Annotated in this window: 21 protein-coding genes; 9 read left to right on the top strand and 12 right to left on the bottom strand. The window is 69.8% G+C overall.

Features of this window, described 5'->3' with window-relative positions; all coding sequences use genetic code 11:
• Window positions 1–141: 141 nt before the first annotated feature.
• Genes ACNAW0_RS11360 through ACNAW0_RS11350 form a run of 3 tightly spaced genes read left to right on the top strand, consistent with a single transcriptional unit; the run spans window position 142 to window position 2,308 of the window.
• The gene (locus ACNAW0_RS11360; protein ID WP_416287735.1) at window positions 142–438 is read left to right on the top strand and encodes an NADPH-dependent FMN reductase; all 297 of its coding nucleotides are present in this window, start codon (window positions 142–144) and stop codon (window positions 436–438) included.
• Window positions 439–443: 5 nt separating this feature from the next.
• Complete coding sequence (locus tag ACNAW0_RS11355) at window positions 444–1,457, top strand: ATP-binding cassette domain-containing protein (protein ID WP_416287734.1); 1,014 nt, start codon at window positions 444–446, stop codon at window positions 1,455–1,457.
• Window positions 1,454–2,308 (top strand): ABC transporter permease, encoded by an 855-nt coding sequence (locus tag ACNAW0_RS11350; protein ID WP_416287732.1) that lies wholly within the window; start codon window positions 1,454–1,456, stop codon window positions 2,306–2,308. Before ACNAW0_RS11355 ends, ACNAW0_RS11350 begins: the two co-directional genes overlap by 4 nt.
• Window positions 2,309–2,443: 135 nt before the next feature.
• Here the strand turns inward: ACNAW0_RS11350 and ACNAW0_RS11345 are convergent, their stop codons facing one another.
• From ACNAW0_RS11345 to ACNAW0_RS11335, 3 genes are all read right to left on the bottom strand, one after another.
• Complete coding sequence (locus tag ACNAW0_RS11345; RefSeq protein ID WP_416287731.1) at window positions 2,444–2,584, bottom strand: hypothetical protein; 141 nt, start codon at window positions 2,582–2,584, stop codon at window positions 2,444–2,446.
• A 10-nt stretch (window positions 2,585–2,594) separates the two neighbouring features.
• The gene (locus ACNAW0_RS11340; RefSeq protein WP_416287730.1) at window positions 2,595–3,632 is read right to left on the bottom strand and encodes a glycosyltransferase family 2 protein; all 1,038 of its coding nucleotides are present in this window, start codon (window positions 3,630–3,632) and stop codon (window positions 2,595–2,597) included.
• A 568-nt stretch (window positions 3,633–4,200) separates the two neighbouring features.
• On the bottom strand, window positions 4,201–6,126 hold the full coding sequence (locus ACNAW0_RS11335) for a metallophosphoesterase (protein WP_416287729.1): 1,926 nt from the start codon (window positions 6,124–6,126) through the stop codon (window positions 4,201–4,203).
• A 563-nt stretch (window positions 6,127–6,689) separates the two neighbouring features.
• On the opposite strand from ACNAW0_RS11335, the gene ACNAW0_RS11330 reads away from it, so the two are divergent.
• Window positions 6,690–7,010, top strand: coding sequence for a GYD domain-containing protein (locus tag ACNAW0_RS11330; RefSeq protein ID WP_416287739.1), 321 nt, complete (start codon window positions 6,690–6,692; stop codon window positions 7,008–7,010).
• 53 nt (window positions 7,011–7,063) lie between these two features.
• On the opposite strand, the gene ACNAW0_RS11325 is transcribed toward ACNAW0_RS11330, so the two are convergent.
• The 3 genes from ACNAW0_RS11325 to ACNAW0_RS11315 all read right to left on the bottom strand — a co-directional run bounded on the left by ACNAW0_RS11325 (window position 7,064) and on the right by ACNAW0_RS11315 (window position 9,868).
• A complete protein-coding gene (locus ACNAW0_RS11325) occupies window positions 7,064–7,813 on the bottom strand; it encodes an SDR family NAD(P)-dependent oxidoreductase (RefSeq protein WP_416287728.1) in 750 nt (249 codons plus the stop codon).
• Window positions 7,814–7,973: 160 nt separating this feature from the next.
• Window positions 7,974–9,215, bottom strand: a complete 1,242-nt coding sequence (locus ACNAW0_RS11320; protein WP_416287727.1) for a sensor histidine kinase — start codon at window positions 9,213–9,215, stop codon at window positions 7,974–7,976.
• Window positions 9,212–9,868 carry a response regulator transcription factor gene (locus tag ACNAW0_RS11315; RefSeq protein ID WP_416287726.1) on the bottom strand — a complete coding sequence of 219 codons (657 nt, stop codon included), beginning with the start codon at window positions 9,866–9,868 and terminating at the stop codon, window positions 9,212–9,214. Before ACNAW0_RS11315 ends, ACNAW0_RS11320 begins: the two co-directional genes overlap by 4 nt.
• Before the next feature lie 131 nt (window positions 9,869–9,999).
• On the opposite strand from ACNAW0_RS11315, the gene ACNAW0_RS11310 reads away from it, so the two are divergent.
• Genes ACNAW0_RS11310 through ACNAW0_RS11295 form a run of 4 tightly spaced genes read left to right on the top strand, consistent with a single transcriptional unit; the run spans window position 10,000 to window position 13,599 of the window.
• Window positions 10,000–10,536, top strand: coding sequence for a hypothetical protein (locus ACNAW0_RS11310; protein WP_416287725.1), 537 nt, complete (start codon window positions 10,000–10,002; stop codon window positions 10,534–10,536).
• Complete coding sequence (locus ACNAW0_RS11305; protein WP_416287724.1) at window positions 10,533–11,690, top strand: peptidoglycan-binding protein; 1,158 nt, start codon at window positions 10,533–10,535, stop codon at window positions 11,688–11,690. The genes ACNAW0_RS11310 and ACNAW0_RS11305 overlap by 4 nt, the downstream gene beginning before the upstream one ends.
• On the top strand, window positions 11,687–12,388 hold the full coding sequence (locus ACNAW0_RS11300) for an ABC transporter ATP-binding protein (RefSeq protein ID WP_416287723.1): 702 nt from the start codon (window positions 11,687–11,689) through the stop codon (window positions 12,386–12,388). Before ACNAW0_RS11305 ends, ACNAW0_RS11300 begins: the two co-directional genes overlap by 4 nt.
• Entirely contained in the window at window positions 12,385–13,599 is a 1,215-nt protein-coding gene (locus ACNAW0_RS11295; protein ID WP_416287721.1) for an ABC transporter permease, read from the top strand. Before ACNAW0_RS11300 ends, ACNAW0_RS11295 begins: the two co-directional genes overlap by 4 nt.
• A gap of 82 nt (window positions 13,600–13,681) precedes the next feature.
• On the opposite strand, the gene ACNAW0_RS11290 is transcribed toward ACNAW0_RS11295, so the two are convergent.
• The 3 genes from ACNAW0_RS11290 to ACNAW0_RS11280 all read right to left on the bottom strand — a co-directional run bounded on the left by ACNAW0_RS11290 (window position 13,682) and on the right by ACNAW0_RS11280 (window position 16,344).
• Window positions 13,682–14,581, bottom strand: coding sequence for a nucleotidyl transferase AbiEii/AbiGii toxin family protein (locus ACNAW0_RS11290; RefSeq protein ID WP_416287720.1), 900 nt, complete (start codon window positions 14,579–14,581; stop codon window positions 13,682–13,684).
• A complete protein-coding gene (locus tag ACNAW0_RS11285; RefSeq protein WP_416287719.1) occupies window positions 14,578–15,186 on the bottom strand; it encodes a type IV toxin-antitoxin system AbiEi family antitoxin domain-containing protein in 609 nt (202 codons plus the stop codon). The genes ACNAW0_RS11290 and ACNAW0_RS11285 overlap by 4 nt, the downstream gene beginning before the upstream one ends.
• A gap of 216 nt (window positions 15,187–15,402) precedes the next feature.
• Window positions 15,403–16,344 carry a LysR family transcriptional regulator gene (locus ACNAW0_RS11280; RefSeq protein ID WP_416287718.1) on the bottom strand — a complete coding sequence of 314 codons (942 nt, stop codon included), beginning with the start codon at window positions 16,342–16,344 and terminating at the stop codon, window positions 15,403–15,405.
• 104 nt (window positions 16,345–16,448) lie between these two features.
• Here ACNAW0_RS11280 and ACNAW0_RS11275 point away from each other — a divergent pair, with 104 nt between their 5' ends.
• On the top strand, window positions 16,449–16,985 hold the full coding sequence (locus ACNAW0_RS11275) for a LysE family translocator (protein ID WP_416287717.1): 537 nt from the start codon (window positions 16,449–16,451) through the stop codon (window positions 16,983–16,985).
• 159 nt (window positions 16,986–17,144) lie between these two features.
• On the opposite strand, the gene ACNAW0_RS11270 is transcribed toward ACNAW0_RS11275, so the two are convergent.
• The 3 genes from ACNAW0_RS11270 to ACNAW0_RS11260 all read right to left on the bottom strand — a co-directional run bounded on the left by ACNAW0_RS11270 (window position 17,145) and on the right by ACNAW0_RS11260 (window position 20,541).
• Window positions 17,145–18,551, bottom strand: coding sequence for an NRAMP family divalent metal transporter (locus ACNAW0_RS11270; protein ID WP_416287716.1), 1,407 nt, complete (start codon window positions 18,549–18,551; stop codon window positions 17,145–17,147).
• Window positions 18,552–18,772: 221 nt separating this feature from the next.
• Entirely contained in the window at window positions 18,773–20,032 is a 1,260-nt protein-coding gene (locus tag ACNAW0_RS11265) for a hypothetical protein (protein WP_416287715.1), read from the bottom strand.
• Window positions 20,029–20,541, bottom strand: a complete 513-nt coding sequence (locus ACNAW0_RS11260; protein ID WP_416287714.1) for a SigE family RNA polymerase sigma factor — start codon at window positions 20,539–20,541, stop codon at window positions 20,029–20,031. Before ACNAW0_RS11260 ends, ACNAW0_RS11265 begins: the two co-directional genes overlap by 4 nt.
• Between the last annotated feature and the right edge of the window lie 99 nt (window positions 20,542–20,640).

Genomic DNA, 20,640 nt, shown 5'->3' with positions numbered 1-20,640 from the left:
ACAGTACATGCAAATGTCCGACTATGACTGCCCATAAACCCGGATCTGTTGCCAACCCCGCCCGACACCGGCACCCCGCCGAGTCCACGGCGAGCATCCGGTCGTTCGTGCAGCAGGTGAACCCGGGCGGAGGCGTTCACTGTGGTCACCCGCGAGTACAACCACAGCTTCCCGGCGTCGTTGAAACAGACGATCGACTACGCGTACGACGAGTGGCAGGCCAAACCGGTCGGCTTCTTGTCGTACGGCTGCGGTTCAATCGGCCTGCATACGGTCGACCAACTCCGGACGGTCTTCACCGCCCTGCACGCGGTGACGGTGCGCGGCTTCGTCGGCGTGGACCCTGCTGGCCGGCGAGCCGACGCCGCAGGTCGAGGACCAGCTGCGCGAGGGCCGGGCGGCGCGCCCATACGTCTCCTGAATGTCGAAGGAAGGTAGTGATCATGAGTAACCGGAACACCGGGTTGGCCGTCGAGGCCGACGGCCTGGTCCGGTCGTTCGGCACGACCCGCGCCCTGGACGGCCTGGACCTGCAGGTCCCCGCCGGCACCGTCTACGGGCTGCTCGGCCCGAACGGGGCCGGCAAGACCACGGCCGTGCGGGTGCTGGCCACGCTGCTGCGCCCCGACGGTGGCCGGGCGCGGGTCTTCGGCCACGACGTGGTGACCGAGGCTGACGCGGTGCGCGCCCGGGTCAGCCTGACCGGCCAGTACGCCTCGCTGGACGAGGACCTGACCGGGATGGAGAACCTCGTCCTGCTGGGTCGCCTGCTCGGGCTGCGCAAGCCGGCCGCCCGGGCGAGGGCGGAGAGTCTGCTCGCTGCGTTCGGGCTGACCGACGCGGCGGCCCGCCAGGTGAAGAAGTACTCGGGCGGCATGCGGCGGCGGATCGACATCGCGGCGAGCATCCTCAACACCCCGGACCTGCTCTTCCTGGACGAGCCGACGACGGGGCTGGACCCGCGCAGCCGCAACCAGGTGTGGGAGATCGTCCGGGCTGTGGTGGCGCACGGCACGACGGTGCTGCTGACCACGCAGTACCTGGACGAGGCCGACCAGCTCGCCGGGCGCATCGCGGTCGTCGACCACGGCAGGGTGATCGCGGAGGGCACCCCGGGCGAGCTGAAGTCGTCGGTCGGCTCCGGCACCATCCACCTGCGACTGCGGGACCCGGGTCAGCGGCCGGAGGCCGAGAAGCTGCTTGAGGTGGTGCTGGGCGTGCCGGTGCAGCTGGAGGCGGATCCGGTGGCGGTGATGGCCCGGGTCGGCGAGGCGGGCAGCGACCTGGAGGCCAGCGAGCAGGCGGCTCGGGCGCTCGGGGAGCTGACCCGCGCCGGCATCGTCGTCGACGACTTCTCGCTGGGCCAGCCGAGCCTGGACGAGGTGTTCCTGGCCCTGACCGACCACCCCGCCGTCGCGGCCGGCGAGCGAGACGACGAGCTGGAGGCAGCCCGATGAGCGAGACCGCGACCACGACCGGACGGGCGCCGTCGGTCTACGTACCCTCGGCGGAGGCGTTGGCGACGGTCCTCGCGCCGGGTGAGCGGCCGCCGAGGCCGGGGCCGTTGTCGGCGTCGCTGATCTTCGGCTGGCGGGCGCTGTTGAAGATCAAGCATGTGCCGGAGCAGCTGTTCGACGTGACAGCGTTCCCGATCATCATGGTGCTGATGTTCACGTACCTGTTCGGCGGTGCCCTCGCCGGCAGCCCCCGGGACTACCTGCAGTTCTTCCTGCCCGGCATCATGGTGACCAGCGTCGTGATGATCACCATGTACACCGGGGTCGGCCTCAACAACGACATCGAGAAGGGCGTGTTCGACCGGATTCGGACGCTGCCGGTGTGGCGGCCGGCCGCGTTGGTCGGCATGATCTTCGGTGACGTGCTGCGTTACGTGCTCGCCGCGCTGGTCATCCTCGGTGTCGGGCTGGCGCTCGGCTTCCGGCCCGACGGCGGGCTGCTCGGTGTGCTGGCCGGGATCGGTCTGCTGGTGGTCTTCTCGTTCGCGTTTTCCTGGGTCTGGACGTTCTTCGGCCTGGTGCTGCGCAGCGAGAAGTCGGTGATGGGGGTCAGCATGATGGTGCTGTTCCCGCTGACCTTTTTGAGCAACGTCTTCGTCAACCCGAGCACCATGCCGGGCTGGCTGCAGGCATTCGTCAAGGTCAACCCGATCACCCACCTGGTGGCGTCGGTACGCGCGGCGATGGCCGGATCGTCGGACGCGGCGAACACGCTGTGGCTGCTGCTGTGGAGCGCCGGGTTCGTGGTGGTGTTCGGCACGCTGACCATGTACCGCTACAACCGCCGTTGACCGTGGCCCCGGGTCATCCTGGGGGCAGACCGGTCCGGCCTCGTTGTCGGGCGGTGCGGGCCGTGGACCCGGCGGGGTCCACGGCCCGCACCGCAGCGCTCTCGAACTCGCGCCCGAGCAAGCCCCCGGTAAAGGTCAGTGCATCCGGTGGCGTGCCTTGGCACCCCACTGGGCCACCGTGACCAGCAGGGCGCCGAGGCCGAGGACGATCGCGCCGATCAGTCCCACAGCGGCGGCCGGTGCTCCCGTCACGGGTAGCTCCTGGTTTGCGGACATGTTCACCTCCTCATGCTTTGACGGGATCGGAAGCGCCGATGCGTGGGGGCGAGGCCCACACACAGCGATCGACGGTGGGATGGCGGAGTGCCTTCACCAGCGCGTGCACCATGACCACCCGGTAGAGCAGATCGGCCAGGATGATGAGCGGCAGGAAGAACACCAGCCGGGGACGGGCCAGCCGCCAGGCAGCCAGCACCACCCACAGCGCCTGACCGCCGAGCAGCAGCAGTAGGCCCCGCCCGACGTCTAGCCCGGCGGTGGCCAGCAGCCACAGGGTCAGTGGGCCACCCGCGACGTAGAGGAGCCAGTGCAGCATCAGCAGCAGGTACGCGTAGTCGAAGCGGCTGTGCATGCGGCCGACCCGGTGGCCGATGATGCCCTGAAACGTGCCCCACATCCACCGCAGGTTCTGCTTGTACCAGTCACGCATCGTGGTCGGATCCTGCAGGTACGCCACCGCCCGGGGTGCGTAGACGATCCGGCCGAGCCGGCGCCGGTGGGTTTCCAGGAGCCAGTACGTGTCGTCCACGATGTACGGCGGCTGCTGCGGCAGCACCACATCCAGCAACTCCACCCGGTACAGGGAGTTGCTGCCCGAGATGCAGTTCATGACGTTGAAGTGGCTCTGGATCCGCCGAGTGATCACTTGGTAATTCCAGTAGCTGTACGCCCGCTTGGCCAGCCAGAGGTTCCAGCGGCGTTCGGGTGGCCACCAGGTGACGTTGTGTCCCACTACGATGGCAACCTGGTCTTCGAGCAAGGCGAGTGCGGAACTGACGAAGTCGGACGCGACCAGCACGTCGTCGTCGATGATGGCCACCGCGCGGTAGGCCAGACCGAGCCTGAAGTGGACGTAACCCGCGTGCAGGGCGGCGGGCTTGCCGACGTTGGCGCCAAGGGCGAGCACCTGTGCGCCTGCTGCGGCTGCGACCCGCGCGGTGTCGTCGGTCGACCCGTCGGAGACGACGTAGACGGGTGCTCCGGTCGCGCGTGCCGCGGTGACGGCCGCGGCGATGGTCGCGGCGCCGTTGCGGCAGGCGATCATGATCGCTACCTGATCGCCATGAACCGGGCCGTAGCGGGGGTACGCCGGCCGCCGAACACTGTGCCGGGCGCGAGCAGGGTAAAGGAACCCGTAGACGAACGACACGGCCATCGCCAGCAGCACAAGGGCGGTGAAAACGATGGATGCGATCAAGAAGACGTGAAGAATTGTCCGCTCCTTATCCGCATCAGACGCGCGCCGTTAAGCCAATTGGCTGGCACCGGTGACGCTATCTGTCAATGACGCCCCGGCGGCCCCACCTAAGGGCGCTGAATTGTCGACGGTGTACTGCGATCCGGCATCCGATTGGTTGATCAGGCCTGCCGTGAGGGTCAGAGACCGGCATCCGTATCGGCACCGCGCCGTGAAGCAGTCGCCCAGGTGACGGACGCGCTGTCGGAATCCCAGCAGGCGGCACCGAGCACGAGTGCGCCGCGCCGGCGGGCTTCTTCCGCCGCCGCGGTCACCAGCGTGGTCTTGCCGACGCCGGGCTCGCCCGCCGGCGCTTCTCAGGAACGCCGTGACCCCGCCGACCCGGATGCGGTCGGCGGGGTCACGTTGCTTGCGACTACGGGTGGCAGGACGCCGAACCGGCGTCGGTGAAACCCTTGGTGCTGCCGGCGATCGGCACGAATCGCCAGTCGTAGCCGGTGGGCTTGAGGGTCAGCTCCAGCGCGCCGAACGTGTCGCCCTGGGCGGCCTCCAGGTTGGGGACCTGGTCGGGGGTGCCGTGGAAGCCGACGCCGCCGGTGCCGACGATGAACTCCCGCGGTGCGTCGGGCCGGGGGTTGCCGTCGACGTCCTGCGGCGCGAACCGCTGGTAGCTGTGATCGTGCCCGTTGAGGATCACGTCCACCCCGTACCGGTCGGCAAGCTTGTAGAGCGCGTTGCTGTCGGGGTTGCCGTAGATGCCGCCGCGGAAGGTGCCGGTGTGCACCGGCTTGTGCCAGGTGGCCATCACGCACATGTTGTGGTGCCGCTGGAGGTCCTGCTCGAGCCAGGCGTACTGGGCCGAGCCGGGAGCGCAGGACACCACGCCGCACTCACTGTTGAGGGCGACGACGTGCCAGCGGCCGATGTCGTACGAGTAGTAGCCCTTCTCCCGGTCGGCGGCCCGGCCGTCCTGCGCACCGACACCGTTGAAGTAGTCGAAGTAGCCGTCGGCGCGGGCTCCCGGGTAGTAGGCCTGCCCGTACTCGTGGTTGCCGACGATCGGGTAGGTGATGTCCTTGAGTGCGCCCCACGACTTGTCGTAGGAGGCGAGGAACGCGGGGAGGGTGCCGACGTCGTACTGGTTGTCGGCGAGGGTGAGCACGGCGTCGGGGTTCAGCGACCTGACCGTGTCGGCGACGGCGGCCTGCTGGCAGGCCGTGGGAGTCGTACGGCTGGTCGCGGCGCAGGCGATGTCGCCCGCGGCCACGATGCGCGCCACGTCGGGACCGGCCATGGCGCGGTCGGGCCGGATCTGGCCGCGGTCGTAGGCGCCGGGTGCGATGGTCGGCGGTGGGGTGCGGAACGTGACGTTCTTCGTGCTCGCGTTGCCGGCGGTGTCCTTGGCGGTGACGGCAAGTGTGTGCTCGCCGGCCGGGATGTTGCCGGTCGGGAAGGAGTTGGGGACCGGGATGGTGCGGCCGTCCAGCTTGGCGGTCACGGAGGCGACGGCGGAGACGCTGTCGGTCGCCGATACGGTGACCTCGATGCGATCCCCGGTGATGGTGGCGCCATCGGCGGGAGTGGTGCCGGTGATCACCGGTCCGACGTTGTCGGTGAGGAACCGGACGACTGTGGCAGCGCCGGCCGAGGTCGCGGTGAGGGTGTGTGGGCCATCGGTCAACGGACGGGTGTCCACTGTCGCGGCGACACCGTTGGCCCGAGCTTCGTCGAGGGTGATGGCGAAGTTGGCCGTCACCTGCTCCTCGGTCGCGTTGCCGCCCGGGTAGCCGTCGCCGAGGTCTATCTTGCGGGTTGGCGGGACGGCGGGATCGGAGATGTCCGTACCGTCGAGAGTGGTGATCCGAACGTTACGGATCGTGAAGTCGTCGTGGTTTGCGGTGAGGTCGGTGGGCGAGATCGAGCTGCCGGAGCGGACCGTCAGCGTGTTCGTTCCGGCGGTCAGGTAGCCGGCCGGGATCGGGATCTCCGCGGTGGCGTAGCCGAAGTAGTCCTTGTTGATCAGGGTGACCATCCTGCCGTTCACCCAGATCGAGTTCAGCAGTTTCTGGGATCCGCTCTGAATTCCCTCGCCCTCGAAGAGCAGGGTGGCGGGCAGGCTCGACACGGGATCGGTGGCCAGCGGGTCACCGTCCACGTCCAGCGAGGGCAGGGGTGAACCGGCAGCGTAGATGGTGGTGACGCCGTGGATGACGTCGCCGTCGTGGACCGAGGTCGCGGGTGCCGTCCCCTCCGCGAATGCCGGTCCGCTCAGCATGCCGACGAGCAGTCCGGCGGTGGCGAGGGCCGCCGACGCCCGGCCCTGGGGGCGTTGCAGGATCATTTGTTCCTCCACAGCTTCTGTCGGGCGCGCCACTGTCAAGGGCACAGCCGCAGGCCCTGGTCAGGCTAGGGACCGCGGCGATCTCGCAGGTGAACGCGGCGACAACACTGGAGGACGAGGCAGCGGCAGCCGTGCCCGGACCAGCCACGATCTGATCGTCCCTGGATCACAGGGCGGCGAACTCAGGCCGTACGACGACGTGCGCTCGCTGGACGATCCACGCCAGCGCGATGACTATGCGCTCCCGTGACGGGTACGCGCGGCGCATGGGTAGTCACAAGGCGAACAAGCACGACCCCGGCGGTGAATCGGCGCGCGCGGGACGGAATCCGGGCAGCGGGGCCCGGGGCCGGCAGGGCTCCGAGGTCGAACGCTCGCCGCAGCGCCGGCGCCTGCGGGCCGCGACCGGTACCTCGGGGACGGAGCGCGACCAGGGCCGGGCCAGGGTCGAGCGCGGCGAACGGATCCAACGCCAAGGGACGCGCTGAACGCACGGCTGCGGGACTGATCCGAACAGGCATCGGCGGCCGCGAGGGCGCCGGAGGACGTGAGAGGTGATCGAGGTGCCGAAATTCCTGTTGGAGTCGACCTACACCACTGACGGAGCCAAGGGGCTCGCCACCGACGGTGGCAGCAAACGGGCCGAGGTAGCTCGGCGGGCGATCGAGGCCAGCGGCGGGCGCATGGAGTCCCTGTTCTTCTCGTTCGGCGAGTACGACACCTATGCGGTGTGTGACATGCCGGACGACAAGGCCGCAGCCGCGCTGGTCATCGCCATCCGGGCGGCGGGCGGTGTGACCACGCGGATCACCCCGGTGCTGACGCCGGAAGAGGTCGACGACGCGACCCGGATGAAGGTGGGCTACCAGGCTCCAGGCAAGTGATCCGGAGGCCCGGTCGCTGTCGTTGAGTTCCGGCTCGGCGTCCGCCGGTCGGCTCAGATGCCGCCGTCGACCTGCAGGGTCTCGCCCGTGACGTACGAGGCCTTGTCGCTGAGCAGGAAGGTGACCACGTTGGCGACCTCCTCCGACCGTCCGTAGCGTCGCAACGAGACGATCTGGGAGTGGCGTGCGATGTGTTCCCGCCGCTGTTCCGACGAGTCCCGCGCCGCCTCCTCGGTCTCGATCGTGCCCGGGGAGAGCACGTTGACCCGGATGCCCTGCGGGCCCAGTTCCTTCGCCAGCGAGCGCATCAGCCCGACGAGGCCGGCCTTCGCCGCTGTGTAGTGCGCCCGCTGCGGGATCCCGACCGTGGCCGCCCGGGAGCCGATGACCACCACCGAGGAACCCGCGGTCATCAGCGGCAGCGTCTTGTTGACCATGAGGTAGGCGGCGGTGAGGCTGGTGTCCACCACCCGATGCCACTCCTGGGGGGTCAGCTCAGCGAACGGCACCTGGCTGATCACCCCCGCGTTGTGCACCAGACCGTGGATGGTCCGGTAGGTGCTGCGGGCCTCGTCGGCGAACCGCTCGACGTCCGCCAGCTGGGTCACGTCGGCCCGTACCAGCCGGTGGTCGCCGGGGGTCTCCTTGAGCTGTTGGGCGAGCGCTTCGAGGTGCTCGCCCTCGGTCCGGTAGCAGGCGATCACGTTCGCTCCGGCGGTGGCCAGACCGAGGGTGATGCCTCGACCGATGCCCCGGGTCCCCCCGGTGACGATGACGTTCTTGCCGATGAGTTGACCAGGCATGGCTGTTTCCCTTCTCGGGGCCCCGGTCCGATCGACCGCCGCTGGGTCGGTCGGCGCCGATACGTGGCATCGGCGGCGGTCCACCCGTCAGGCTAACAACGGATGCCCGATTTGCTCCAGACAAGTGGATCTTCCGGATAAATCCTCATGAGTGGCACCATCAGGCCGGGATCACGGCGGGCAGCATCCGCGCCGGTTGCGCGGGGACGGGCGCGCTCAGGGGTGGCAGGGTCACCGCCACGACGAGTCCGCCGCCGTCGCGGGGGTGGGCATGCACTGCGCCACCGTGCGCCTGGGCCACCGCCCGCACGATCGACAGACCGAGCCCGAAGCCGCGGGCGGCACCGGCCCGGTCGTGGGCGCCACCCGACCGCGGGCCGGCCAGCCGGTCCTGGCGTAGCCGGCGGAACGGTTGGAAGATCGTCTCGATGTCATAGCTGGGCACCACGGGGCCGGTGTTGGCGACCACCAGGAAGGCACGGCCGTCGGCGGTGCCGGCACTGACGTCGATCTCGCCGCCGGCCGGCAGGTTGTGCCGGACCGCGTTCTCCACCAGGTTCTGCGTCAGCCGCTCCAGCAGCACCGGGTCACCGGCGGTAAGGGCGGGCGCGAGCTGCCGGCGTACGGTCAGCTCCGGCGCGCCGGCCGCCTGGTCGAGGACGTGGCCGGCGATCTCGGCGAGGTCGAGGGGGGTACGGTCGACGACCTGCTGTTCCGAGTCGGCGAGGGTGAGCAGCCCGTCGATGAGCCGTTCGTGGCGTTCGTTGACCGCCAGCAGGGTCTCGCCCAGCTGCCGCAGCTCGGCGGAGGCGCCCGGCCGGGAGATCGCCACCTCCAGCAGCGACCGGTTGAGCGCCAGCGGGGTACGCAACTCGTGCGACGCGTTCGCCACGAACCGCCGCTGGCCGTCGAAGGACCGGTCGAGCCGCTCCAGCATCAGGTCGAACGTGTCGGCCAGTTCCTTCACCTCGTCCCGGGGGCCCCGCAGCGCGATCCGCTCGTGCAGGCCCCGCCCGGCCGCGCCGGCGGCGATACGCCGGGCGGTGCCGGTGATCTGGTGCAACGGCTGCAACGCCCGTCCGGCGATCAGCCAGCCGAAGCCGAGCGCGACCGCCGAGATCAGCAGCAGGGCGAGGCCGCCCTGGGTGAGCAGGGACTCCAGCGCGTTGCGCTTCGCCTCGTCCTGGGCCTCTTCGACCAGGATCCGCAGCTGTTCGGCCGCGGCCACGCCGGGCAGCTTGCCGAACGGGGGCTGGACGATCTGGGCCCTCACCCCCGTCAGCGGCTGCCGCATCCGCTGGTCGACCAGCACGTACGTGACGCCGAGCAGGACCACGCCGGCGAGCAGCAGGAGTCCACCGTAGACCAGGGTCAGGCGGGCGCGGATGGTCAGTCGCTTCACTGGATCTGGTACCCCACTCCCGGCACCGTCTCGACCACCGGCGGATCGCCGAGCTTGCGGCGCAGCTTCATCACGGTCACCCGTACCACGTTGGTGAACGGATCGATGTGCTCGTCCCAGGCTCGTTCCAGCAGTTCCTCCGCGGAGACCACCGCCCCGCCGGCCCGTACCAGCTCCGCCAGCACCGCGAACTCCTTGCGGGACAGCGGGACGTACCGGCCGTCGCGGTAGACCTCCCGCCGGGCCGGGTCGACCACGATGCCGGCCCGGGCCAGTTTCGGCGGGACCGCCGGCCGGGCACGCCGGGCCAGCGCGTGCACCCGGGCGGAGAGTTCGACCAGCGCGAACGGTTTGACCAGGTAGTCGTCGGCGCCCAGGGCCAGCCCGGCCACCCGCTCCCGGACGGCCGCGGCGGCGGTCAGCATCAGCACCCGCGTCTCGGCGCCGCTGTCCACCACCGCCCGGCAGACGTCGTCGCCGTGCACCACCGGCAGGTCCCGGTCGAGCACCACCACGTCGTAGTCGGTGACGCCGAGCCGCTCCAGGGCGGCGTCCCCGTCATAGGCGACGTCCACCGCGAACGCCTCCCGGCGCAACCACTCCGCGATGGAGTCGGCCAGCAGCGTCTCGTCCTCGACCACAAGCACTCGCACGGACCCATGGTGCCGCGCCCGCGGATAACGACGGCGTAAACGCAGACGGTTACGCCCTGGATACGTCCGCCACGGTCAACTCGTCCCTATCGGCCGGCGTTCGGTGCCGGCCCGGAGAAGGGAGTTGGGCCATGCGCCGACTCAGGTCGGGCACCCTGCTCGTACCACCTCTGCTGTTCGGCCTGGCGGTCGCGGGCTGCGGTTCGAACCCGGACACCCCTCAGGTCGCCACGGCGGGCGGTATCGCGGCCGGTGCCTCGCCGAGCGCCAGCGCCAGCCTGAGCGACCAGGACCGGCAGCGCGAGTTCGTCAAGTGCATGCGGGAGAACGGGGTCGACGTGCCGGACCCCGAACCGGGCCAACGCGGCATGAACGTTCGAATCGGCGGCGCCGACAGGGAGAAGATGCAGCCGGCGATGGAGAAGTGCCGTTCCCTGCTGCCGAACGGCGGCGAGCGGCCGGCGCTGACCGAGGAGCAGGTGGAGAAGATGCGGGAACTCGCCCGGTGCATGCGGGAGAACGGCGTGCCGGACTTCCCGGACCCGGGCGCGGACGGCAGCCTCCAGATCAACGGCAAGTTCAAGCCGGACGACCCGAAGATCAAGGCCGCGATGGAGAAGTGCCGGCCGGAGGGTGTACCGGTGATGATCAGGGGTGGGGCGGGGTGAGCGCGGACACCACGGCACCGATCACCGGAACGCCCGCCACCACGTCGGCCGCTCCGGGCCCGTCCGGCGTGGGTCGGGGTCGCCGGCGCCGCTCGCGTACCCCGATCGTGGCCGTCACCGCGGTGGCGGTCGCCGCCGCAGCGGGCGCCGCGGCCGTCGTCGGTCTCGGCAGCCGCGACGCGGGTACGGCGGCCAGCGGCGGGCTCCCGCCGGCGACCGCCAAGATCACCCGGCAGACGCTGGTCGACTCGCAGACCTTCGACGGGGAACTCGGCTACGGTCAGACCCACACCGCCACGCTCCGCGCCCCCGGCACGATCACCTCGCTGCCCGGCACCGGCAGCCAGATCAGCCGGGGCAAGCCGCTGTTCACGGTCGACGACGCCAAGGTGGTGCTGCTGTACGGCCAACTGCCGGCGTATCGGACCCTGGCACCCGGTGTGTCCGGCAGCGACGTCAAGCAGTTCGAGAAGAACCTCTCGGCGCTCGGCTACTCCGGGTTCACCGTCGACGAGGACTACACCTCGGCCACGGCGACCGCGGTCAAACAATGGCAGGAGGATCTCGGCCTGCCGGAGACCGGCCGGGTCGAGCTCGGCCAGGTCGTCTACGCCGACGGCGCGGTCCGGGTGGACAGCCTCGACGCGGCCCTCGGCGACCCGGCCCAGCCCGGCAAGGCGGTGCTGACCTACACCGGCACCGCCCGGGTGGTGTCCGTCTCCCTCGACATCGACGACGAGCGGCTGGCGAAACCGAACGCGAACGTGAGTGTCACCCTGCCCAACGGCAAGGAGGTCGCCGGGAAGATCGCCGACACCGAAACGGTGATCGAGAACAACAACAGTGGCGGCAACGGCGGATCCAGCCCGGTGACCAGGATCGACGTCACCGTAACCGTCGCCGACCCGAAGGCGCTGACCGGCTTCGAGCAGGCCTCGGTCAAGGTGGCGTTCACCGCCGACGAGCGCAAGGACGTGCTGAGCGTCCCGGTCGCCGCGCTCCTCGCGCTCGCCGAGGGCGGATACGGCGTGGAGCTGGTCGAAGGCACCACCACGCGGATCGTGGCGGTCGATACGGGGCTCTTCGCCGCCGGCCGGGTGGAGATCACCGGTGCCGGCCTCAGCGAAGGGGCGACCGTGGGGATGCCGAAGTGACCGGCGAGGCGGACGCGGTCATCGAACTCGACAAGGTGACCAAGGCCTACCCGGGCGGCGTACGGGCCCTGGACGGGGTCTCGCTGACCATCCGGTACGGCGAGCTGGTCGCCATCGTCGGCCCCTCCGGGTCGGGCAAGTCCACCATGCTGCACCTGATCGGCACCCTGGACCGCCCGTCGACGGGCCGGGTACGCATCGCCGGACACGACGTGGCGGCCCTCGGCGACCGGCAGCTCTCCGCGCTCCGGTCGTCCCGGATCGGCTTCGTCTTCCAGCAGTTCCACCTCGCTCCGGGCGTATCGGCGCTGGACAACGTGGCCGACGGGCTGCTCTACGCGGGCGTACCCCTGCGGCAGCGGCGGGAACGCGCGGAGGCCGCGCTGATCCGGGTCGGGCTGGGGCACCGGCTCGACCACCGGCCGCACGAGCTCTCGGGCGGTGAACGGCAGCGGGTGGCGATCGCCCGCGCGGTGGTGGGTGCTCCCCCGCTGCTGCTCGCCGACGAGCCGACCGGCAACCTGGACTCCACGTCCGGCGCCGGGGTGCTGGAGCTCCTGCGCGAGCTGCACGCGAGCGGGACCACCGTTGTGGTGATCACCCACGACCTGGAGATCGCCGCCAGCCTGCCCCGCCAGATCCAGATGCGCGACGGCCGGATCATGGCGGACCACCGGGCGGCGGGGGTACTGAGATGAGCCGAAACCGGCCGGAACGGCTCACGCCCGGCCGGCTCCGCCCACGCGACATCGTGCGGGTCGGCAGCGTCGGCCTGCGTACCCGGCCGCTACGGGCGTTCCTCTCCGCGCTCGGCATCGCGATCGGGATCGCGGCGATGGTCTCGGTGGTCGGGATCTCCGCGTCGTCCCGGGCGGAGCTGGACAACACCCTCGCCAAGCTCGGCACCAACCTGCTGACCGTCGGTCCGGGCCGTACGCTCTTCGGCGACAACGCCCAGCTGCCGACCGAATCGGTGCCGATGATCAACCGGATCGGCCCGGTCGAGAAGGTCGCCGCCACCGCGCTGCTCTCCGACGCGAAGGTGTACCGGTCGGATCTGATCCCACGTGGGGAGAGCGGCGGGATCGCGACCCGGGCCGTCAACCTGGAGCTGCGGGACACCGTCGGGCTGGAGCTGGCCAGCGGCAGCTGGCTGAACGCCGCCACCGGACGCTACCCGGCGGTGGTGCTCGGCGCCACCACAGCGCAGCGGCTCGGGATCGGCTCCGCCAACCCGGACGTACGGATCCAGATCGGTGGACGCTGGTTCGCCGTGGTCGGAATCCTGGCGCCTGCGCCGCTGGCCCCGGAGCTGGACCTCTCCGCGCTGATCGGCTGGGATGCCGCCGCCTCGTACCTCGGGTTCGACGGGCACCCGACCACGGTGTACGCCAGGACCCTCGACTCGGCGGTCGAGGCGGTACGCGGGGTGCTCGGCGCCACGGCGAATCCGGACGCGCCGAACGAGGTGGAGGTGTCCCGGCCTTCCGACGCGCTCGCCGCGAGGCAGGCCACCGACGCGGCGTTCAGCGGGCTGCTGCTCGGGCTCGGCGCGGTCGCCCTGCTGGTGGGTGGCGTCGGGGTGGCGAACACCATGGTCATCTCGGTGCTGGAACGGCGTGCGGAGATCGGCCTGCGTCGTTCACTCGGCGCCACCCGCGGCCAGGTACGCACCCAGTTCCTGGCCGAGTCGCTGCTGTTGTCCGCCATCGGCGGGGTCGGTGGCGTGCTGTTGGGCAGCGGGGTGACCGCCGGCTACGCGCTCTCGCAGTCGTGGCCGACGGTGGTGCCGGTGTGGGCGGTGGGCGGCGGGGTCGGTGCGACCCTGCTGATCGGGGCTCTCGCCGGGCTCTACCCGGCGATCCGCGCCGCCCGCCTCGCCCCGACCGAGGCGCTCGCCACGCCGTAGCGCCTCGGCAGGAGTCCTGGCGGGTTGGGGTCTACACCGGCCGCAACCCGCCAGGACCACGCTCGTCGTCCACTACGGATCCTCACCCTGCTGTCCATCCGCCGGACGTGGCGCTCCAGGTCCGTCCGGCCGAGGCCCCCGAAAGTGCCGGATCGGCGAGCGCAAACACGCGCTGCAACACCACCGCAAATTCCTGGGGCAGCCGGTCGTCGAGGCGATGCTTGCGCCGCCAAGCGGTCCACCGTGATTGGGCCAACACCGCGTAGCCATCGAGGACCTCGCTCAGCGGAGCGGCCTCGACCTCGCGATACTCGGCAACCCGTCGCACGGCCGTCGCGAGTTCCCCGCCGTCCACGTTGTGCTGCCCAGACAGTAGGTGCACGTCGGCAAAGTCACGCCAGCGAGTGTTTGCCTCGCCGCGCTGCAATGCCGTCACCAGCTTCTCCGCGTACACCATGGGCAGCGGGTAGCCGGTTACCACGATTTCCCCGTCGAGCAGACGGGGCAGCTTGATTGGCTGCGGGTCGGGCCATATCGGATCGCCGACATTGACATCGACATGAAAGGTCAACCGGGCGGCAGCGAGGTTTCCCGTGAGGCTGACTCGGACGCCGGTGTAGACGTCGTCGTCCCGGATCGTTTCCGCAGTCACGGTGGTCGTGTCAAAGATCAGGCCATCGTCGAGCGGCAGGCTGGCCACGTCGCGGACGATGCCGAGCACATGATCCGTGTCGTTGGAGATCCATCGGCCCTGCAGGTCCACGTCCCTGGTGGGCCGACGGGCGGCATAAGCCGCCATCAAGACGCCGCCTTTGAGCACAAGCCTGTCCGCATAGGAAGAGCGGGACAGGCGAGCAAGAAAGCCTTCCAGGGCGTACAACTGGTGCAGTTCATCGGTGGGGCGGTTCGTGCGGCGGGCAAGGTTCTGAAGGTCGAGGTAGGCACGGCCGGCGATGGTGCCTCGGGTCGGTCGGGTGGTCACAGCAAGATCTCCAACGCCTCTCGGAGTGGCCGCTCGGCCTTGGGAAAATGCCGAACCATCGCCAGGAGTTTTGACGGAGACGCACCTCGCTGTCTCAGCCACCGTCTGAGCGCCGCATACGCCAGGTCCGGTCCCTCACGATGCCGCAGGCGGATGGCATCGATGATGCTCCGTTCGGCGTTGTAGAGCCCAATCGAGGTCTCGAAGTCAAGGGGCAGGTTGGTGCGCCCGATCTCGAAGGTGACGGGATCGAACAAATGCCAGGCAACCGGCGCGGTGGTGATGGGTCGGTGCTGCCCGCGCGGCACTGCGACGTCGATGCGGGACGGGATCTCATCGGTGAGGCCATGCCTAGCCAGCGCGGTAGCCAGGCAGAGTGTGGCGAGAGGTGCACGCCGAGCGATCTCGATGAGATCTATGTCCGCCGCCTCCGCGTTATGACGACGGTAGAGACCTCGGCCGACGACTTCGATGGAACCCTGGTCACGCAGGCGGTAGAGCTGCCAGCGAGAGACCCCAGCCGCCATCGCCTGCGAGTACGTAAAGGTCGGTGGAAGATCTCGCAAGACCCCCCGTCCGGCTGCCGACTTTCCCGCTCGACCCACAGGAGGAATCCTATACACGTCCGGCGCATCTGTAGCGGATTTCTCCGGCGCGGCCGGCTGGGCCACGCCCCCGGATTCCGCCCATCCAGGGCCCGGACCTGGGTGAGCCTGACCCCGGCCGGCCGTACCGCCTTCACCGCTTACACGGAATCGCTAAGAAAGATCATCAACGCCGGCGACTGATCCGATCACCTTCGCCCCGGCGCGTGCCACCACTCATGCGCCGACCGGTGTGGCAACCCATTTGTCGGCGAGGTCGGTGCTGACCTGGGTGAGCAGCGCGAGGAATTGCTCGGCGAGCGGGGTCGGCGTGGTGGACGCGGTGACGGCGTGAACGTGCCGGTGCAGGCGAGGCCTGGTCAGCTCACGATGCACCGCGCCGGGAGTAGGTGTGATGGTCAGGCGAGACAGCATCGTGACGCCGATGCCGGTGCCGACCAGCGACTGGGCAACGTTGTAGTTCTCGGTCTCGAACTGCACCCGCGGGGTGAACCCGGTTTCGGCGGCGACCTGATCGAGCTGCCTGCGGGCGGCGTGCCCGGCGACGATGACGATCCACGGATCCTCGGCCAGCTGGTCGAGGCGTAGTCCGCGCGGTGTGCGCTGGCGGCGGATCAGCGGATGGTCGTCCGGCAGGCACAGGGCCATCGGGTCGATCAGCAACGGGTGGGTGCGTACGGCCGGTGGCGCGGTGAGTGTGGTGCCGTAGCTGGCGGTCACGGTGCCGTCGAGCTGCCCGGTGTCGACGAGGTCGACGCCCCGGTCCGAGGTGATCTCGACGATGGTCAGTTCGGCGTCGGGGCGGTGGTGGCGCAGCGCGGTGAGTGCTGGTGGCAGCAGGTGCTGGGCGGCGGCTTGGAACGTGCCGATGCGCAGCCGGCGCGACAGCGGGCCGAGCATGGCGCTGACCCGGTCACCGGCCCGGGTGCACTGCTCGATGATGACGTCGCCGGCGTCGGCGAGGACATGTCCCGGTTCGGTGAGTCTGGCGCCACGCGGGCCGCGGACGACCAGCGGGGTGCCCCAGTCGGCTTCGGCACGGGCGAGCTGCCCGGAGACCGCCGCCGGGGTCACCCCGAGTGCGTGGGCGGCGCCCGCGAGGGAGCCGTGTGCCCGGATCAACGCGAGCAGCTGCAGTTGACCGGGGTCGCGCTGCATGAAGGAATCTTAACGCCCAAGCCGGTATAGGTAACTTCTGTAATTGCTCGACAAGCGTCACGCTGGGAGCCGGCCCTCGATCCCGCTTCACGAACAGGACGCTCATGCCGACGCACCTCGTCGCCTTCGTCACCACGGTGGCCCTGCTGGCCGTGCTGCCCGGTGCCAACAACGCCTCGGTCACCCGACAGATGCTGGCCTTCGGTCGCCGCAGTGGCCTGCTCACGGTGGCGTCCACCGGCATCCTGATCTGGGCGAGCGTCGCCGCCCTCGGCCTGTCCGCGGTGCTGCTGGCCAATCCGCACGCCTACCTGGCGATCCGGATCGGCGGCGCGGCAGTCCTCTGCGGGCTGGGCGGGCAGTCGCTGTGGGCGCTGCGCGGGCGACCCGGCCGGGAACCGTCAGTGGTCGGACCTGGGGCAGCCACGGGCCGGAACAGCTTTCTCGTCGGCGTGGCGACCAGCCTCGGCAACCCCAAGGCCGGCGTGGTGGCCGTGTCGCTCATCCCGCAGTTCGTCACCGCCGACGGACCGGTGCTCGCTTCGTCGGTCGCCCTCGGCGTGATCTGGGCGGCCATCTCCGGTACCTGGTTCAGCCTCTACGTCTGGACCCTCGACAAGGGCCGCGAACGGGTGACCTGACCCGCCACCCAACGCTTCATGCAGGCCGCGACCGGCGTCGGCATGCTCGTTCTCGGCATCGCCGTCGCCGTCGGCGCCTGACTGCCGCCTGCGTGAGCCGATTCGTCGGGTCCGAACCGATAACGCGAAGTCGGCCCGTTGCCGAAGCCAGTTGCAGAATCAGGATGAGAATACGGGGCTGGCGAGTAGCGCGATGGTTGCCAATGTCATCGCTGCGGTGCTTATCCAGGTCACGCTACGACTGAGTAGCCCGCTGGCCCGCTGGCCCATGTGGTGGGGGTCGGCGCCGAACAGGGTCATCAACACCAGGAGTGGCACTGCCGCGACGCCACTGAGGACCGACGCTATGACGAGGGCCTGGATGACGTTCACGTGCAGCAGGTTAATGGCGACGCCGATCGCTGTTGCGAGCACGATGATCACGTAGAATGTGGGTTGGCGTTTGGGCCGTGCGGCGAGGCTGGCGGGTATCAGCGCCGCCTCGTTGATTGCGTAGGCGGTTGACGCGGACAGAACGGGAATCGCGAGGATGCCGGTGCCGATGAACCCGGCGGCGAAGAGCACGGAGGCGATTTGGCCGGCGAACGGGGTCAGCGCTTGGGCGGCGTCGGCCGCCGTCTTGATGTCAGTTTTGCCGTGCTCGTGGAGGACGGCGGCCGCGCTGAGGATGATGCAATACGCCACCAATTGGCTGAAGAACATGCCGATGAAGGTGTCGACTCGTGCCGATTGAATCTCGTCCTGGTCGGCGTTCGCTCTTTCTTCGACGGACAGCTTGCCGGCGGCTAGTTGGTCATCGATCTCCTCGGCCGGCTGCCAGAAGAACAGATATGGCGAGAGGGTCGTCCCCAGGACCGCCACCAGCAAGAGCAGGAACTGGCCTGATATCTCAACGTGTGGTACGAAGGTGGCCGCCAATACCTGCAGCGGATGTGCGTGAGACAAAATGGCCGCGCCAACGTATGCGAACAAGGTCAGCGTAAGCCATTTGAATGTCCTGAACAGCGTCCGGTATTTACCGAGCAGCTGGAAGCCAACTAGCACAACCGCCACCGGAGCGATCAACCATGACGCGCGCAGGAAGCCGTGTGAGAGCAACTCCATTCCGGCGGCCACTGCCTGCAGGTCGGCAGCTATTACGATGACGTTCGATACAGATAGCGTTGCCACCGCCGTCGTGACCAACCAGGCCGGGAACTTCCGGCGCAACGCGGTGCCCAAGCCAACGCCGGTCTGCAGCCCGATCCGCTGCGCCAACTCCTGCACCGCCATCATCATCGGCAACGCGAACAGGCCGGTCCAGAGCAGTCCGAAACCCGCCTGCGCGCCAGCCTGGGCATAGGTGCCGATAGCGCTGGGATCGTCATCGGCCGCCCCGGTGGTGATTCCCGGCCCGAGGACGCGCAATAACCCCCGTGGCCCCTGCCTACGAGCCTCCGCGAGGGTCGGACGCCGAGTATCCTCGCCCTTCTGCCCACGGCGCTCATATTCGGAGCCCGGAACCTCCACCGGTTTGCGTAGCCAACGAAGAATGGGGTCTTGGCGCTGATCGCGGTCGGGCGACATTCAACCCACCTTGCGATAACGGGGCCTGGCGATTATCGCGTAACCCTAACCTCCGTTGTTCCTCGCCACACGGCCTTTGACAGGATTCCACGTGCGTAATCTTGGGGCCGGACGGGGTATCCGGGCACGTGTTCACGACCCGGAGCCGTGCGGCCACGGCCGCACGGCTGGGTAGAAGACGGGTCCGGCGCCCGGGTATCACCCGGGCGCCGGAGCACCGGTCAGTGGCAGCGCCAGCGGACCGCGCGCATCTCGATGGTGCGCCGGTCCGGCTTCGTGTCGAGCTGGCCACCGATCACCTGCCCGTCATCGCTGATGCTCACCGCGCCCGCGCCGTACCGGCCAGTGCCCCCGTCGAAGTCGGGCAGCCGCACCAGCCCGTCGTCGGTCGTCAGTCCGGCGTCGATGTGGTCGAGCGGGCCGACCATCCATCCTCGACCGTTGCCGGCGGACGGATTGAGCTTGGCCGGCAACGGCACGTACTCGCCGCGGGCCAGGTGGTAGCGGACCGCGTGTATGAACCGCGTGTCGCCGTCGTCCCGGTACGCCGTGCCGGTGATCCACCCGCCCTGGAACGACACGGGATGGAATTCCGTCGCAGTACCGTCGGTGACCGACGGCAGCGGCAGCAGCTCGGGCTTCCCGCCGGAGCGCCAGACGACCGCCTGGGTTGCCCCGCTCGGACCGTTCTGAATCTTGCCGACGACCGTGCCCTCGGAGTCGACGCCGATGGCGATCCCTTCCCACTTCGGGCCGGGCAGCGGCAGGTCGACGGCCGGCTTGCCCGGGTCGGACCACAGCACCGGCAGCCGCCGGTCGCCGACCTGCCGGGCCCCGACGATCCGGCCGTCGTCACTGATCGCCGTGGCCTCGCCCGCCGCCACCCCGGGCAGCCGGGTGGCCTTGCCCGACCGCACCACGTACGGCTGCGGCCGGTCGCCGACATACGCCCCACCGACGGCGACGCCGGACGGACTGATGTCGGTCAGCTGCTGGTCGGAGCCGGGCAGCCGCACCTCGTGGGCACGATCGCCGTCCCAGATGATCACCGGGTAGGAAAAGCCTCTGTTCAGGTACGAGCGGCCGAGCAGATACCGGCCGGTCGGGTCGCCGCCGGTGACCAGGCTCTTGCGGGCTCCCCCGGGGATGGGCAGCAGCTCGGGCGTGCAGGTGGTCGGCCCGGACGACGGCGGCGGAAGGCTGGGGCTGGCCGACGGCGGCGGAAGGCTGGCACTGGCCGACGTCCCCGTCGCCATCGGCGGCCCCTGCTCGGCCGGCCGTCCGGCCCGTACGGCCAGCGGCACCGCCGCCACCGCCGCCACCGCCGCCACCCCGGCGACCGAGGCGGTGAACGTCCTGCGGTTGCGCCGGCGCCGGCGCGCCTCGCGTATCGCCGTGGACAGGTCCACCCGGGACGGCCGGTCGGGGCCGTCGTCGAGATGGCGCAGCAGTCCGGCGAAGTGTTCCTCATCGGTTGTCATCGCACCGCTCCTCTCTCCATCAACTCCCGGTCGCCGAGCAGTCGGCGCATCGCGGCGAGACCGTGCGAGGTCTGGCTCTTCACCGTGCCGGCCGAGCAGCCCAGGGTGTGGGCCACCTCGTCCACCGGCAGGTCGTGCAGAAACCGCAGGACCAGGACGGCCCGCTGACGCGGGGCCACCTTCGCCAGGGCGTCGCGCAGCACCGTCCGGTCCTCCACGCCGTGGTCCTCAGTGCGGCGGACATCCGGCGGCGCGCCGAAGAGCCGGATCCGCCACCAGCCCTTTCGACGGCCGTCGAGGAAGAGCCGCACCAGGATCGTCCTGACGTACGCGTCGATCTGGTCGGCCCGCGACGCCCGGGACCAGCGCTCGAAGAGCCGGACCGCCGTCTCCTGCACCAGGTCGTCGGCCTGGTCGGTGTCTCCGCACAGCGAATACGCCAGCCGGTGCAGCATCGGCAGCCGCGCGCTGAGGTACTCGACGTATTCCTGTTCCGATGCGTCGGGCATCCGGTTACCTCCGTCAGTTCCCCCCTACAGACGGCGGTCGGTCGGAAACGGTTGTACGGGCCGACGAGCCGCGCGCGGCACGGCCCCGGCGGGATCGGA

Source organism: Micromonospora sp. SL1-18, assembly GCF_047921505.1.
Lineage (GTDB): Bacteria > Actinomycetota > Actinomycetes > Mycobacteriales > Micromonosporaceae > Micromonospora.
Note: the sequence above shows the minus strand (reverse complement) of the source record. Positions and strands in the feature narration are given on the sequence as shown.

Coding starts and splice junctions, on each gene's coding strand:
- ACNAW0_RS11355 (WP_416287734.1), top strand. CDS start 444: ATGAGTAACCGGAACACCGGGTTGGCCGTCGAGGCCGACGGCCTGGTC.
- ACNAW0_RS11350 (WP_416287732.1), top strand. CDS start 1,454: ATGAGCGAGACCGCGACCACGACCGGACGGGCGCCGTCGGTCTACGTA.
- ACNAW0_RS11345 (WP_416287731.1), bottom strand. CDS start 2,584: ATGTCCGCAAACCAGGAGCTACCCGTGACGGGAGCACCGGCCGCCGCT.
- ACNAW0_RS11340 (WP_416287730.1), bottom strand. CDS start 3,632: ATGATCGCCTGCCGCAACGGCGCCGCGACCATCGCCGCGGCCGTCACC.
- ACNAW0_RS11335 (WP_416287729.1), bottom strand. CDS start 6,126: ATGATCCTGCAACGCCCCCAGGGCCGGGCGTCGGCGGCCCTCGCCACC.
- ACNAW0_RS11325 (WP_416287728.1), bottom strand. CDS start 7,813: ATGCCTGGTCAACTCATCGGCAAGAACGTCATCGTCACCGGGGGGACC.
- ACNAW0_RS11310 (WP_416287725.1), top strand. CDS start 10,000: ATGCGCCGACTCAGGTCGGGCACCCTGCTCGTACCACCTCTGCTGTTC.
- ACNAW0_RS11295 (WP_416287721.1), top strand. CDS start 12,385: ATGAGCCGAAACCGGCCGGAACGGCTCACGCCCGGCCGGCTCCGCCCA.
- ACNAW0_RS11280 (WP_416287718.1), bottom strand. CDS start 16,344: ATGCAGCGCGACCCCGGTCAACTGCAGCTGCTCGCGTTGATCCGGGCA.
- ACNAW0_RS11275 (WP_416287717.1), top strand. CDS start 16,449: ATGCCGACGCACCTCGTCGCCTTCGTCACCACGGTGGCCCTGCTGGCC.
- ACNAW0_RS11270 (WP_416287716.1), bottom strand. CDS start 18,551: ATGTCGCCCGACCGCGATCAGCGCCAAGACCCCATTCTTCGTTGGCTA.
- ACNAW0_RS11265 (WP_416287715.1), bottom strand. CDS start 20,032: ATGACAACCGATGAGGAACACTTCGCCGGACTGCTGCGCCATCTCGAC.
- ACNAW0_RS11260 (WP_416287714.1), bottom strand. CDS start 20,541: ATGCCCGACGCATCGGAACAGGAATACGTCGAGTACCTCAGCGCGCGG.